Consider the following 13885-nt stretch of genomic DNA (forward strand, 5'->3'; position numbering starts at 1 on the left):
CCGGCGGGGAGGCAGGTGTGATCGTCCCGACGACGTGAGCGGTGACGTCAGGCGGTGGTGTGCGATCGGGGAATGATCAGGGGTCGATCGGGGGTCGATCAGGAGGTGGGCACGCCGAGAGCGGGGAGGACCACGGCGTCGATGTACGCGAGGAGGAAGGACTGGGTCGGCGGCATCTCGTCGATCATCGTGCGGGCGGCGAACCCGCCGATCATCATGTGCATCACGAACTCGATCGCCGGGTTGTCCGGGCGGACCTCGCCCCGGTCGACCGCCCGCTGCAGCACGGTGCGGAACTCCGCCATCTCGGGTTCGATGAGATGCTCCCGGAACGCGCCCAGGAGGTCCGGGTTGCCGTGGATCGCCATGGCCAGCCCTCGCATCAGCGCGGAGCTCTGCTCCATCTCGCAGTCGTCCGAGCGCCTCGTGAGGGCGTGCAGGTCACCTCTGAGCGACCCGGTGTCGATCGCGGCGAGCCCGACGCCGCCCGGCTTGTTGTGCCGGACCGCCTTCGCCACCAGCTCGGCCTTGCCGCCCCACTGGCGGTAGAGCGTGGCCTTGCTGGAGCGGGTGCGGGCGGCGACGGCGTCCATGGTCAGGGCGTCGTAGCCGACCTCGCGGAGCAGATCGAGCACGGCGCCGTACAGCTCGGCCTCGCGCTCGGGTGTGATCCGACTGCGACGCGCGGTTGCGGTCTCGGTCATCCCGCTCACCTTTCGGCTCCGTCACCCAGGGGTCTCGTACATCCGTCTCGTACGCCCATCGCGTACGTCCATCGCTTACACCCAAGAAGATACCCCTCACACCAGCGAAACGAAACCGTTTCGTACGTGTGCTGACTCACGTCCGTGAAGAGCGGATAAGCACGGGCCGCGGAAGCCGAGAAGTTGCCCGGCCCGTTTCGCCGGAAAAGCATGGGGAGGTGAGCTATCTGCACCTGCCCCATCTCAGCGGTGACCTCCTGTGCTTCGTGGCCGAGGACGACCTCTGGCTGACCCGGCTGGACAGTCCGGACCGCGCCTGGCGGCTCACCGTCGACCGCACGAAGGCCGGACACCCCCGCTTCTCCCCCGACGGACGCCTCATCGCGTACACGAGCTGGCGAAGTCTCGTCCCCGAGATCCACCTGGTGCCGGTGGACGGCGGACCGGGACGGCGGCTGACCTACTGGGGCAGCCCCGACACCCAGGTCTGCGGCTGGACCCCGGAGGGCGACATCCTCGCCGTCGCCTCCCACGGTGAACCCTTCTCCTACTTCACCTGGGCCTACAAGGTCCCCGCCGACGGCTCCCCCGGCAGCAAACTGCCCTGGGGCCCCGTCTCCGACATCCAGGTCGCCGACCTCGACGGCGAGCACATGACGCTGCTGCTGACCGGCACGCCCCCGCACGAGCCCGCCTCCTGGAAGCGCTACCGGGGCGGCGCCATGGGCCGCCTGTGGCTGCACGGACAGCGCCTCCTGGAGGACCTCGACGGCCACCTCCACTCCCCCCTCTTCGTCGGTGGCCGGATCGCCTTCCTCTCCGACCACGAGGGCGTCGGCAACCTCTACTCCTGTGCCCACGACGGCTCCGACCTGCGTCGGCACACCGACCACGACGCCTTCTACGCCCGCCACGCCGCCACCGACGGCACGCGCGTGGTGTACCAGTGCGCCGGCGACCTGTGGCTCGTCGACGACCTCGCCGCCGGCTCCGGGCCACGCCGGATCGACGTACGGCTGGGCGGTCCGCGCGCGGGACGGCGCCGGTACCAGATCCCGGCCGCCCAGCACGTGGACGGCCTGTCCGTCGACGAGACCGGACGGGCGAGCGCGGTCGTCGTCCGCGGCAGCCTGTACTGGCTGACCCACCGGGACGGACCCGCCCGTACGATCACCGACACGCCCGGCGTACGGGTACGGCTCCCGGAGATGCTCGGCTCGGGCGGGCAGGTCGCCTACGTCACCGACGCCGAGGGCGAGGACGCCGTCGAGATCGCCTACCTCCCGCGCGCGAGCGGCGACCGCGAGCCGCGCCGGCTGGCCTCCGGGGAGCTGGGCCGGGTCCTGGAGCTGGTGTCGGACCCGGACGGCGAACGCCTCGCGATCGCCGCGCACGACGGTCGGCTCCTGCTGATCGACGCGACCGAGGATTCCAACGGCGAGGTCACCGAGTTGATCACGTCCGTCAACGGGCCCGTCCGCGACCTCGCCTTCTCCCCCGACGGGACCTGGCTCACCTGGTCGCATCCGGGCATCGGCCGCTCGCTGCGGCAGATCAAGATGGCCCGGATCCCGGGCGTGGGGCAGGGCGAACGGCTGATCGTCGACGTCACCAACGGCCGCTTCGAGGACGAGAACCCCGTCTTCACCCGCGACGGCCGCTATCTCGCCTTCCTCTCCTGGCGCGGCTTCGACCCGGTGTACGACGTCCACACCGGCGACCTGTCCTTCCCGCTCGGCTGCCGCCCCTACCTCGTCCCGCTGTCCTCCGCCACCCCGTCCCCCTTCGCGCTGAACCCGGAGGGCCGGCCGGCCGCCGGGGGCCTGGACCCGGTGGAGGAGGACGAGGGCGGCGACGGGACCGTGACCGTGGAGGTCGAGGGGCTGGAGAGCCGGGTCACCCCGTTCCCCGTCCCCGCCTCCAAGTACTCCTCGCTGCACCCGGTCGCGGGCGGCGGACTGGTCTGGCTGCGCTGGCCGATCTCGGGCGCGCTCGGCGAGACCTTCGCCAACCCGGACGACATGAGCGGCCGGCCCACGCTGGAGTACTTCACCATCGGCAAGGCCAAGAAGTCCGAACTCGTCGGCCATCTCGACTGGTTCGCCGTCAGCGGGGACGGCTCCCGGCTCGTCGTGGTCGACGAGGGCGATCTGCGGGCCGTGCCGTCGAGCGAGTCCGGCGACCTCGACACCACCGTCTGGATCGACGTACGCCGCATCCTGCACGAGGTGGACCCCGGCGCCGAATGGCGGCAGTCGTACGAGGAGGCGGGCCGGCTCATCCGCGCCTACTTCTGGGACCCGGGGATGTGCGGCATCGACTGGGACGCGGTGCTCGACCAGTACCGCCCGCTCGTCGAACGGGTCGCCTCCCCCGACGAGTTCGCCGACCTGCTCCGCGAGGTCCTCGGCGAACTCGGCACCTCGCACGCCTACGTCACCGCCGCCCGCCGCAACGAGGGGCCGCCGCACTACCAGCGCCGGCAGGGCCTGCTGGGCGCCAACCTCGTACGGCGCGACGGCGGCTGGACCGTCAAGCGCATCCTCGCCGGCGACTCCTCCGACTCCAAGGCCCGCTCACCGCTCGCGGGCACCGGCATCCGCGAGGGCGCGGTGCTGACGCACGTCGACGGCCGGCCGGTGGATCCGCTCCAGGGGCCGTACCCCCTCCTGGCGGGGGCGGGCGGTACGACGGTGGAGCTCACGTTCACCCCGGCGGAGGGCACCGCGGGGCGCGCACGGCGCGTGGCCGTGGTCCCGCTCATCGACGAGCGCCCCCTGCGCTACCAGGACTGGGTCGCCAAACGGCGCGAGGTGGTGCGGGAGCTGAGCGGCGGCCGGTGCGGCTACCTCCACATCCCCGACATGGGCGGCTCCGGCTGGGCCCAGTTCAACCGCGACCTGCGCATGGAGGTGTCCCGGCCCGCGCTCATCGTGGACGTGCGCGGCAACGCGGGCGGCCACATCAGCGAGCTGGTCGTGGAGAAGCTGACCCGCACGATCCTCGGCTGGGACCTCACCCGCAACGCCCAGCCGGTGTCGTACGCCTCGAACGCCCCCCGCGGCCCGGTGGTGGCCCTCGCCGACGAGGCGACCTCCTCGGACGGCGACATGATCACCGCCGCGTTCAAACTGCTGAAGCTGGGCCCGGTGGTGGGGCAGCGCACCTGGGGCGGAGTCGTCGGCATGACCGGCCGCCACCAGCTCGGCGACGGCACGGTCATCACCGTCCCCATGAACGCGGCCTGGTTCGACGCCTACGGCTGGACCGTCGAGAACCGCGGCGTCCTCCCCGACCTCGAGATCCTCCGCACCCCCCTGGACTGGGCGGAGGGCCGCTACGCCCAACTCGACGACGCGGTCCGCCTGGCCCTGGACCTCCTCGACACCAACCCCCCGGCGTCCCCACCGGACTACACCGCCGTACCGAACCGCTCCCGCCCGAAACTCCCTCCACGCGCGTGAGGCTCGGGGGGTACGACTTGCGGATGACGGATGGGCGGCTCGGCGTCTCGTGGCCTGCGACTCGTGGCTTGGCGGCTTGCGACTTGCGGCTCGTCGCCGTGGTCCGGCAGCTCGGCAGCTCACCGGCTCGGCAGCTCCGCGGCTCGGCAGCTCCGCGACTCCGGGGCCTAGCGGCCCGCGGTGTCGAGCAGCAGTTTCGCCGCCACGGCCGCCCCGTCGGTGCGGATGCCGGCGGCCACGGTCCTCGCCCGTGCACCGGTGTCGGTGGCGAGGGCCGTGCCCAGGGCGGCCGCGAGGGACTCGGCGGTGGGCTCCGGGCCGTCGTGTGCCGCGCCGATGCCGAGGGCGGCCACCCGGCCCGCCCAGTACGGCTGGTCCGCCGCCTGCGGCACCACCACCTGGGGCGCGCCGGCCCGCGCGGCCGTCGTCGTGGTGCCCGCGCCGCCGTGGTGCACGACGGCGGCCACGCGGCCGAACAGCGCCTGCTGATTGACCTCGCCCACGACGAAACAGTCGTCCTGGTCGTCGATCGCGGCCAGTTCGGCCCAGCCGCGGCCGACGAGCACGCGGCGGCCGTGCCTGCGGATCACCTCGATGGACACCCGGGCGATGTCCGCCGAGACGCCGCGCATACTGCCGTAGCCGACGAACACCGGGGGTGCGCCCGCGTCCAGGAACGCCAGCAGGTCGTCCGCCGGCGGGCGTTCGTCCGGCAGGATCCACGCGCCGGTGTGCACGACGTCGAGCTCCGGGGTCTGCCGCCACGGGCCCAGGACCGGGTCGGTGGCCAGCCACGGCCGGTCGGTGAAGATGAAGCGGTGGACGTCGTCGACCGGCGGCAGACCGACCGAGGCCCGGTGGGCGTTGAGCGCACCGCCGTGCAGCGTGTTGAAGGTCCGGGCGTTCAGATCCCACAGCACCCGGTTGTCCGTCACCTCCGGCGGAAACGACTGTCCCGGCAGCAGCGCGGGCGGCGCCTGGTGCGGCGACCGCAGCAGAAACGGGCAGAAGGTCGCGTACACGTACGGGATACCGAGCTTCTCGGCCGCCGACCGCGAGGAGAAGTGCGCGAGTCCGGTCGCCAGCAGGACATCGCATCCCTCGGCCGCCGCGACGACCGTGTCGTACTGCGCGGCCAGTTCGGCCACGCGCCGGGAGGCCGCCGATTCCGTCGACGGCGCCGTCATGACCCCCATCGGCCTGCCGATCGGCACCAGCTCCACACCGGCCCGTTCGAGCATCCGGACGAACACCTCGTCCGGCGGCGCACACACCCGCACCTGCGCCCCGAGCTCCCGTAACCGCACCGCGAGCGCCACCACCGGTTCGGCATCCCCACGCGACCCGTAGGTCGACAACAACACGCGCACCACGCGACTCCCGTTCCCGCAGACACCACACCTGACCCGGCGATTCTGCGCGCCCAGGGGGCCCTTGCGGCAAGCCCCCCACCGCGCTATACGTTGATCACGGCAGAGGTTTCGTGCCTTTGGGGGCGCGGGGAACTGCGCGACAAGCCCCGAACGCCCAAAACGCAGGGTGCCCTCCCCGAAAAGGGAAGGGCACCCCACGTTCACGGCCGAAGCCCAGCGCAGCGACTACGCGTCGTAGTCCTGGTTGAGCCGGTCCTCTTCCTCGCGCTGCGTGCGCTCCGTCTCCGGGTCCGTCTCACGGCGCCGGCCACGCTGCTGGACCTGCTCCTTGGCCTGCTGGGCCTTCTGCTTGGCCTGCTGCTGCCACTGCTGGGACTGGTCCTGCATCTTGTCCTTCATACCCATGTGGGTTCACTCCTGTAGGGAGATGAGGGGAGGGTCGAAGCCCCGTGGTGGGGCCTCGACCAGATTCACACGGGAGGACAACGCACGCATTTCGATCAACTACGGTGCGTAGCACGCGCCGCCTCGTCGGCCGCGCCCCCGGCCCCCACCAGCCCCGTCCGCATCCCCTGCAACCTGGGCGCGAACCGCTTCATCTCCCGCTGCCCGACGGTCCCGATGATCCCCGGGAGACCCCCTCGTACGCCCTGCATCCCGCGCAGCCACCACTGCCCGTACACATGGGACGACCGCCGCTCTATGCCGGCGACGATCCGGTCCACCGCCGGGCCGAGCGGATACGTCTTGTTCGCCGGCCACGGCAGCCGCTGCCGCAACTCCCGCATGACCTCCTCCTGATCGGCCCCGCGCACCATGTCGGTGTCGGTCCAGGACAGATAGCCCACGCCGACCCGCACGCCCCGGTGACCGACCTCGGCGCGCAGGCTGTGCGCGTACGCCTCCACCCCGGACTTGGACGCGCAGTACGCGGTCATCATCGGCGCGGGGGTGAGCGCGGCGAGGGAGGCGATCTGGAGCAGATAGCCCCGGCTCTCCAGCAGCGCCGGCAGGAAGGCGCGGGCGGTGACCGCCGAGCCGATGAGGTTGACCTCGATGACCCGGCGCCAGGCCTCCGGGTCGGAGTCGACGAACGGCCCGCCGGACGCCACACCGGCGTTGGCGACCACGACGTCCACCTTGCCGAAGCGTTCCTTCACCTCGGCCGCGACCCGGGTCATCGCCTCCTGGTCGGTGACGTCGGCGTACCAGTGGTCGCTGTCGCCGTGCAGCCGCTGCGAGACCTCCTTGAGCGCGTCCGGCTCCAGCCCCACCAGCGCGACCTTCGCCCCGCGCGCGGAGAGCTTGCGGGCGAGCAGCTCACCGACCCCCCGCGCGGCACCGGTGACGACGGCGACCCGCCCCTCGAGACCGACCCTGCTCATGCGCCCTCCTTCAACTGCGTGTACGTGCGGACGAGTTCCCGGATCCTGCCGGTGACCAGCTCGGGCGCCTCGACCGGCGTCATGTGGCCGAGCCCGGGCAGCTCCGTCACCCCCAGGGAGTGCGGCAGCGCCGCCGCGATCCGGTGGGCGTGCACCGGCGGGGTCAGCCGGTCCCCGGTGCCGACCACGACGGCCGTCGGCACCCGCAACTCCCGTACGGCGTGGTCGAGGTCGAGCGCGCTCAGCACCCGCGACCAGGCGTGCCGCACCGTGCGCGGGCAGGCGTGCACGATCCGCGCGCACGTCTCCACCAGGTGCGGGGCCGAACCGGCGCCCATCGTGGCGTACTTGAGGATCGCCTTGGCGACCGGCGTGACCGGCCCGAGGGGCGCCCGCGTGCCGAGGACCCGCCCGGTCAGCCAGGTCCGCAGCCGGCCCGGACGCAGCGGTACGACGGTGGACTCGGCGACCAGCCGCGAGGCGCCCGTGCTGCACAGCAGGACGGCGGCGGCGTGCTCCCGCATCCGGGGGCGCGCGGCGGCGGCCAGCACGGTCATGGCGCCCATCGAGTGCCCGGCGATCACCGCCCGCTCACCGGGCGCGAGGGTCGCGGCGAGCACCGCTTCCAGGTCGTCGGCGAGCGCGTCCGTGCTGCACACCGGGGACGGCGGGGTGCGGCCGTGCCCGCGCTGGTCGTAGGCGATGACCCGGTGGTCGGCGGCGAGGTCCCCGATCTGGGCCGCCCAGAAGGCGGTGGAGCAGGTCCAGCCGTGCGCGAGGACGACGGCGGGCGCGTCCTCGGGGCCGTGGACCTCGACGTGCAGCCGGGTGCCGTCGGCGGAGAGGGCGGTGAGGTCGCGGGCGGGGGTCGTGCTCGTGCTCATGCGGTGACCTCGCTCTTGTCATCCTTTGTGCGGACGGCCGCGCGCTGGTCGTCCTCCGTGCGGACGGCCGCGCGCTGGTCGGCGGGCGCCCGCAGGACCTCGTACTCCGCGAGCTCCACCCGCCGGGTCGCGCGCCGGAACTCGCTGGTCGTGCCCGGCCAGATGGTGGTGTTGCGGCCGCTCGCGTCGAGGTACCAGCTGGTGCAGCCGCCGGTGTTCCACACGGTCCTCTTCATACGGTCCTGCACGCGCGCGTTCCACGCGTCGACCGCGCCGGGCCGGGCGTCGAGGGCGACGCGCCGGCCGAGGACGTGCAGCTGCCGCAGATAGTCGGCCATGTAGTTCAGCTGGGACTCGATCATCAGGATCATCGAGGAGTTCCCGAGACCGGTGTTGGGGCCGATGATCGACAGCCAGTTGGGGAAGCCGGCCGCGGACGCGCCGCGCAGGGCGGCCATCCCGTCCTTCCAGCTCTCCGCGAGGGTCCGCCCGTCGGCGCCCACCACCCGCTCGGCGATCGGCATGTCGGTGACGTGGAACCCCGTACCGAAGACGATCACATCGGCCTCTGCCTCGCTGCCGTCGGCCGCCACCAGCGTGGAGCCGCGGATCTCGCTCAGCCCGCTCGCGACGACGTCCACGTTCGGCTGCGCGAGGGCCGGATAGTAGGTGCTCGACAGCAGGATCCGCTTGCAGCCGATGCGGTAGTCGGGGGTGAGCTTGGCGCGCAGGACCGGGTCCTTGATCGCGCGGGCCAGATTGAGCGCGGCGAGCCGCTCGACGAATCCGAGCTCGTTCGGGTGCTTGGTGAACGCCTGGACCTGCAGCTCACGGATGCCCCACAGCAGTCCGCGCCGCATCCGGGTGGTGACCGGCACGGCCCGGTGCAGTGCGCGTTCGGCGCCGCTGACGGCCCGGTCGACGCGCGGCATCACCCATGGCGGGGTGCGCTGGAACAGGGTCAGCCGGGAGACGACCGGCTGGACGGCCGGCACGATCTGGATCGCGGAGGCGCCCGTGCCGACCACGGCGACCCGCTTGCCGGTGAGGTCGTGGTCGTGGTCCCAGCGGGCGGAGTGGAAGACCTTGCCGGGGAAGGTGTCGAGGCCGGGGACGTCCGGGACCTTCGGGTCGGACAGCGGCCCGGTCGCGGAGACGACGACGTCGGCGACGTACCGGCCGCCGCTCGTCTCGATGTCCCAGCGCAGCTCCTGCGCGTCCCAGGTCATCCGCCGGACCTCGGAGCCGAACCGCAGATGCGGCCGCAGGCCGAAGGTGTCCGTGACGTGCTCCAGATAGGCGCGGATGTGCTCCTGCCCGGAGAAGGTGCGCGGCCAGTCGGGGTTGGGTGCGAAGGAGAAGGAGTACAGGTGGGAGGGCACGTCACAGGCGCACCCCGGGTAACTGTTGTCCCGCCAGGTGCCGCCGACGCTGTCGGCGCGCTCCAGCACGACGAAGTCGGTGATCCCCTCGCGGCGCAGTCGCACCGCGGCCCCGAGCCCGCCGAAACCGGACCCGATCACCGCCACCCGCACCTGTTCGGTCATGCCGACACCTCCTGCCGTACGACGCCACGGCGCGACGACGCCACGACTCCTCGCGACCGCGCCAGTGAACACTGGCGCAATCGGACTGTAGAGCAGCTCACTACCGAGCGGTAGGGGCTGGGGAAGGGAAAGTTACTGCGGGTACGACATAGGCTTCCGCCGTGGCGGACACGCGCGAATACCGGACGGAGGAGCTGGCCAGGGAGGCCGGCATCACAGTGCGCACCCTGCGCTTCTACCGTGAGCGCAAACTGCTCGCGCCACCCCGCCGCGAGGGCCGTATCGCCTGGTACGACGATCATCACCTGGCCCGGCTGCGCACGATCGCCGCCCTGCTGGAACGCGGCCACACCCTGACCGGCATCGCCGAGCTGGCCGACGCCCTCGACCACGGGCGGGACGTGGCCGACCTGATCGGCGTCGGCGGCCCCACCGAGGAGGAGCCCATCCGGCTCACCCCCGAGGAACTCGCCGCCCGCTTCGAGGGCCAGGTCACCCCCGAGAACCTCGCCGCCGCCCTCGAACTCGGCTACCTCGGCACCGACGGCGACGAGATCGTGCACATCAGCGGCCGCCTCCTGGACGTCTCCGCCGCCCTGGTCCGCGAGGGCATCCCCCTCGCCGAGGTCCTCGCGGCGGGCGCCCGCGTCCGCGAACACGCCGACGCCCTCGCGGAACTCTTCACCGCCCTGGTCCTGCGCCACGCGACGGAGTCCGACCTGCCACGCCTGCGACCGCTGGCGCGGAGCGTGGTGGAGGCGGAGCTGTCACTGGCACTGGACCGACGGCTGCGGAAGGAGGGCGAGGGGGCCTAGGCCGTGTCCGCAAAGTCCCGTCGTCCGCCCGAAGGGCGGGCCCTGCGGCGTCCGGTGCGTGCTCTCGGCGTGTCGGGCGGAGACCCTCGTACTGGATGTACTTGGGGCTTCGCCCGGCGCGGCGAGAGTGCGTGCCGGGCGTCGCGGGGCTGGGGGTACCCCCTCTGGGGGAGGGACTTTGCGGACACGGCCTAGCCGGCGGGCCGCAGGTCGTAGACCACCGTCACGGGCGCGTGGTCCGACCAGCGCTCGCCGTGCGTGGCGGCGCGCTCCACGACGCCCTTGACGGCCCTGCCCGCGAGGCCGGGTGTGGAGACATGGAGGTCGATCCTCCATCCCGAGTCGTTGTCGAACGCCCGCCCCCGGTACGACCACCACGTGTACGGACCCTCCAGGTCCGGGTGCAGGGCGCGTACGACGTCGACATAGCCGCCGTCCTGCGGGGTGAGGACCTGGGTGAGCCAGGCGCGCTCCTCGGGGAGGAATCCGGAGTTCTTGGTGTTGGAGCGCCAGTTCTTCAGGTCGGCCTGCTGGTGGGCGATGTTCCAGTCGCCGCAGACCAGGACCTCGCGGCCGTCGGCGGCGGCGCGCTCGCGCAGGTCCTTGAGGTGCGCGAGGAACTCGTCCATGAAGCGGACCTTCTCCTCCTGGCGGTCGGTGCCGACCTCGCCGGAGGGGAGGTAGAGCGAGGCGACCGTCACACCGGGCAGATCGGCCTCGACGTACCGGCCGCTGCCGTCGAACTCGGACGAGCCGAAACCGATCCGGACGGCGTCCGGTTCACGGCGCGTGTAGAGGGAGACGCCGGCCCGGCCCTTGGCGGCGGCGGGGGCGTGCGTGACATGCCAGCCCTCGGGCGCGCGGACCGCCTCCGGCAGCTGCTCCGGCTCGGCGCGCACCTCCTGCAGGCACAGCACATCGGCGGAGGTGTCCGCGAGCCACTCCACGAAGCCCTTCTTCGCGGCGGCACGCAGACCGTTCACATTGACGGAGGTCACGGTAAGCACCCGGGCACGATACCGGCACACTGGACGAGGCCCGGAAAATGAGATCCCACCCGATTGTGCATAGACGTACTGTGAGCAGCATGAACATACGCCGCGTGTCCTTCGACCACCCCGATGCCGTCGCACTCAACGACGAGGTCCAGGCGGAGTACCACGAGCGCTACGGCGACGGCGGCGACGCCACGGTCCTGGAGCCCTCCCACTTCGAACCGCCGAGCGGGGTCTACCTCATCGCGTACGACGAGGTGGACCGGCCCGTGGCCACCGGCGGCTGGCGCAGCCAGGACACAAACGGCGAGGGCAACGAGGACGGGGACGCCGAGCTGAAGCGGATGTTCGTGATCCGGGAGATGCGCGGGCGCGGGCTGGCGCGGCGGATGCTGACCGCGCTGGAGGAGGACGCGCGGGCGGCCGGCCGGGTGCGGATGGTCCTGGAGACCGGCACCGAGCAGCCGGAGGCCATCGCCCTGTACACCTCCAGCGGGTACGCGCCGTGCACCAAGTTCGGCTACTACCGCGCGTACGAGTCGAGCCGGTGCTTCGCCAAGCCGCTCGCCCCCGGAGAACTCAGCCTCTGAGATAGGCCAGCACCGCGAGCACCCGGCGGTGGGTGTCGTCCGCCGGCGGCAGGTCCAGTTTCGTGAGGATGCCGCCTATGTGCTTGCCGACGGCCGCCTCCGAGACCACGAGCGCCCTGGCTATCGCGCCGTTGGACCGGCCCTCGGCCACCAGCGCCAGCACCTCCCGCTCGCGCGGGGTCAGCCGGGCCAGCGGATCGCGCCGGCGGCGCAGCAACTGCCGTACGACCTCCGGGTCGACGACCGTGCCGCCGGCCGCCACCTCGTGCAGGGCGGTCACGAACTCCTCGACCTGGCCGACCCGGTCCTTGAGGAGGTAGCCGACGCCGGTGCCGTCGCCGGAGTCGAGGAGCTCGGCGGCGTAGGCGCGCTGGACGTACTGGCTGAGGACGAGGACGGGCAGGCCGGGGCGCTCGGTGCGCAGCCGGACCGCCGCGTGCAGCCCCTCGTCCTGGAAGCCGGGCGGCATACGGACGTCGGTGACGACCACGTCGGGGGTGTGCTCGGCGACGGCGGCGAGGAGGGCGGGGGCGTCGCCGACCGCGGCGACGACCTCGTGGCCGAAGCGGGTGAGCAGGGCCGTCAGGCCGTCGCGGAGGAGGACGCCGTCCTCGGCGAGGACGACCCGGAGGGTCCGTCCTCCGGTGTCGCCTTCTGCGGCGTCTTCCGTGTCGGCTTCGGTGTCGACTTCGGTGTCGGCTTCGGTGTCGGCTCGCAAGGGATCTCCACACGCAGCAGGGTCGGTCCGCCTGTCGGGCTGGTCACGGACAGTCTTCCATCGAGCACTGACACCCGGTCGGCGAGACCGGTGAGACCGCTCCCCCGGTCGGGGTCCGCGCCGCCCCGGCCGTCGTCCGACACCTCCAGGACGAGCCGTCCGTCGCCGTACTCCCCCTCGACCCGGGCGCGCCCCGCCCCGCTGTGCCGGGCGACGTTGGCGAGCGCCTCACGGACCACGAAGTACGCGGCGGCCTCCACCGCCTGCGGAAGCCGGGGCAGGGGCGACACGAACCCGACGTCCACGGGGACCGGCGAACGGTCGGCGGCGTCGGCGACGGCGGCCTCCAGGCCGTAGTCGGCGAGCACCTTGGGGTGGATGCCGTGGATCAGCTCGCGCAGTTCGGCGAGGACCGCGCCCGCTTCCTCGCACGCGCGCGTGAGCTGTTCGGCGAGCGGGCCGCCGGGCGGGGCGTCGAGCCGGGCCAGGCCGAGGCTCATGGTGAGGGCGACGAGGCGTTGCTGGGCGCCGTCGTGCAGATCGCGTTCGATCCGCCGCCGTTCCGCCTCGAAGGCGTCGACCAGTCGGGCACGGGAGCGGGTCAGTTCGACGACCCTCGCGCGCGTGCCGCCGTCGGGCGGGGCGACCAGACGGCGCGTCAGGGCGGCGCGTGCCGCGGCGGCCACGCCGAGGGCGTACGCCCCGGCCGCGAGCAGCAGCACCCCGAGCGCGGCGGCGGCGAACGCCGTGGGCTGACCGGTGACCGTCCACACCTTCAGCACCTTCACCTCACGCCCGCCGCCGACCGTGGCGAGCAGCAGCGGGGTCGCGATCATCGCGAGCGGCGAGACCAGCGCGACGAGCAGCAGAAGCGCCTCGGCCGGCCAGAGGAGACAGGCGGCGAGGAGGGTGTGGCCGAATGCGCGCCAGGTGGCACGCTCCCGCAACCGGGTCACGAGCCAGACGCGCAGACCGGGGGCGGGGGGTTCGATGTGAGGGGTCGGGGCGGGCACGGAGGTCCGCGGGTTTTCCTCCACCCACCCCAGCCTGCGCCGCTCCAGCGCGGCCACGGGCAGCCCGGCGAGGACGGTGGCCGCGAGCAGGGGCAGCCCCACGAGCACGATCGCGAGGACCGCGCCGACCGTCACCCAGGCCGCCAGCCCGACCAGGAGGGCGGCCCCGAGCATCGCCCCGGTCAGCAAATAGGCGGCGGCGCGCCAGGGCCACGACGTGAGCAGATAGCGCGGGCGGGTCAGTGCCTGCCGGACGTTCCTGGGGTGTCGGGGGTCCATACGGGTCACCGTAGAAGGGCGCCCTGCCGGCGGACCATCCCTCCAGGCCGAGATCCGGGGGTAGGGCTGTCCCTACCCCAACTCTCGTCCCTGGCCGACCGACACGGCACACCCGCCC

12 protein-coding genes are annotated in these 13885 nt (G+C 72.7%); 3 read left to right on the plus strand and 9 right to left on the minus strand.

Going from position 1 to position 13885, the window contains the following annotated elements:
* Nucleotides 1-98: 98 nt before the first annotated feature.
* Complete coding sequence (locus ABZ464_RS03480; protein WP_359270260.1) at nucleotides 99-704, minus strand: TetR/AcrR family transcriptional regulator; 606 nt, start codon at nucleotides 702-704, stop codon at nucleotides 99-101.
* Between the two features lie 218 nt (nucleotides 705-922).
* On the opposite strand from ABZ464_RS03480, the gene ABZ464_RS03485 reads away from it, so the two are divergent.
* Complete coding sequence (locus ABZ464_RS03485; RefSeq protein ID WP_359270262.1) at nucleotides 923-4168, plus strand: S41 family peptidase; 3246 nt, start codon at nucleotides 923-925, stop codon at nucleotides 4166-4168.
* A 167-nt stretch (nucleotides 4169-4335) separates the two neighbouring features.
* Here the strand turns inward: ABZ464_RS03485 and ABZ464_RS03490 are convergent, their stop codons facing one another.
* The 5 genes from ABZ464_RS03490 to ABZ464_RS03510 all read right to left on the minus strand — a co-directional run bounded on the left by ABZ464_RS03490 (nucleotide 4336) and on the right by ABZ464_RS03510 (nucleotide 9357).
* Nucleotides 4336-5538, minus strand: a complete 1203-nt coding sequence (locus ABZ464_RS03490; protein ID WP_359270264.1) for a glycosyltransferase — start codon at nucleotides 5536-5538, stop codon at nucleotides 4336-4338.
* A 228-nt stretch (nucleotides 5539-5766) separates the two neighbouring features.
* Nucleotides 5767-5946 carry a hypothetical protein gene (locus ABZ464_RS03495; protein ID WP_359270266.1) on the minus strand — a complete coding sequence of 60 codons (180 nt, stop codon included), beginning with the start codon at nucleotides 5944-5946 and terminating at the stop codon, nucleotides 5767-5769.
* Between the two features lie 95 nt (nucleotides 5947-6041).
* Complete coding sequence (locus ABZ464_RS03500) at nucleotides 6042-6926, minus strand: SDR family oxidoreductase (RefSeq protein WP_359270268.1); 885 nt, start codon at nucleotides 6924-6926, stop codon at nucleotides 6042-6044.
* Nucleotides 6923-7810 carry an alpha/beta hydrolase gene (locus ABZ464_RS03505; RefSeq protein WP_359270270.1) on the minus strand — a complete coding sequence of 296 codons (888 nt, stop codon included), beginning with the start codon at nucleotides 7808-7810 and terminating at the stop codon, nucleotides 6923-6925. Before ABZ464_RS03505 ends, ABZ464_RS03500 begins: the two co-directional genes overlap by 4 nt.
* A complete protein-coding gene (locus ABZ464_RS03510) occupies nucleotides 7807-9357 on the minus strand; it encodes an NAD(P)/FAD-dependent oxidoreductase (RefSeq protein WP_359270272.1) in 1551 nt (516 codons plus the stop codon). The genes ABZ464_RS03505 and ABZ464_RS03510 overlap by 4 nt, the downstream gene beginning before the upstream one ends.
* 161 nt (nucleotides 9358-9518) lie before the next feature.
* Here ABZ464_RS03510 and ABZ464_RS03515 point away from each other — a divergent pair, with 161 nt between their 5' ends.
* Entirely contained in the window at nucleotides 9519-10172 is a 654-nt protein-coding gene (locus ABZ464_RS03515) for a MerR family transcriptional regulator (protein WP_359270274.1), read from the plus strand.
* A 191-nt stretch (nucleotides 10173-10363) separates the two neighbouring features.
* On the opposite strand, the gene ABZ464_RS03520 is transcribed toward ABZ464_RS03515, so the two are convergent.
* Nucleotides 10364-11179, minus strand: coding sequence for an exodeoxyribonuclease III (locus ABZ464_RS03520; RefSeq protein WP_359270277.1), 816 nt, complete (start codon nucleotides 11177-11179; stop codon nucleotides 10364-10366).
* An 80-nt stretch (nucleotides 11180-11259) separates the two neighbouring features.
* On the opposite strand from ABZ464_RS03520, the gene ABZ464_RS03525 reads away from it, so the two are divergent.
* Complete coding sequence (locus ABZ464_RS03525; protein ID WP_359270278.1) at nucleotides 11260-11757, plus strand: GNAT family N-acetyltransferase; 498 nt, start codon at nucleotides 11260-11262, stop codon at nucleotides 11755-11757.
* Here ABZ464_RS03525 and ABZ464_RS03530 read toward each other — a convergent pair.
* Together ABZ464_RS03530 and ABZ464_RS03535 are read right to left on the minus strand one after the other, a co-directional pair.
* Nucleotides 11747-12343 carry a response regulator transcription factor gene (locus tag ABZ464_RS03530; RefSeq protein ID WP_359270670.1) on the minus strand — a complete coding sequence of 199 codons (597 nt, stop codon included), beginning with the start codon at nucleotides 12341-12343 and terminating at the stop codon, nucleotides 11747-11749. The genes ABZ464_RS03525 and ABZ464_RS03530 overlap by 11 nt on opposite strands.
* Nucleotides 12340-13767, minus strand: a complete 1428-nt coding sequence (locus ABZ464_RS03535; protein WP_359270281.1) for a sensor histidine kinase — start codon at nucleotides 13765-13767, stop codon at nucleotides 12340-12342. Before ABZ464_RS03535 ends, ABZ464_RS03530 begins: the two co-directional genes overlap by 4 nt.
* Nucleotides 13768-13885: the final 118 nt, after the last annotated feature.

Source organism: Streptomyces sp. NPDC005820 (assembly GCF_040630255.1).
GTDB lineage: Bacteria > Actinomycetota > Actinomycetes > Streptomycetales > Streptomycetaceae > Streptomyces.

What these genes read in the sequence shown, in the direction of transcription:
- ABZ464_RS03480 (WP_359270260.1), bottom strand. Translation starts at nt 704, where the DNA reads ATGACCGAGACCGCAACCGCGCGTCGCAGTCGGATCACACCCGAGCGC.
- ABZ464_RS03495 (WP_359270266.1), bottom strand. Translation starts at nt 5,946, where the DNA reads ATGGGTATGAAGGACAAGATGCAGGACCAGTCCCAGCAGTGGCAGCAG.
- ABZ464_RS03500 (WP_359270268.1), bottom strand. Translation starts at nt 6,926, where the DNA reads ATGAGCAGGGTCGGTCTCGAGGGGCGGGTCGCCGTCGTCACCGGTGCC.
- ABZ464_RS03505 (WP_359270270.1), bottom strand. Translation starts at nt 7,810, where the DNA reads ATGAGCACGAGCACGACCCCCGCCCGCGACCTCACCGCCCTCTCCGCC.
- ABZ464_RS03510 (WP_359270272.1), bottom strand. Translation starts at nt 9,357, where the DNA reads ATGACCGAACAGGTGCGGGTGGCGGTGATCGGGTCCGGTTTCGGCGGG.
- ABZ464_RS03525 (WP_359270278.1), top strand. Translation starts at nt 11,260, where the DNA reads ATGAACATACGCCGCGTGTCCTTCGACCACCCCGATGCCGTCGCACTC.
- ABZ464_RS03535 (WP_359270281.1), bottom strand. Translation starts at nt 13,767, where the DNA reads ATGGACCCCCGACACCCCAGGAACGTCCGGCAGGCACTGACCCGCCCG.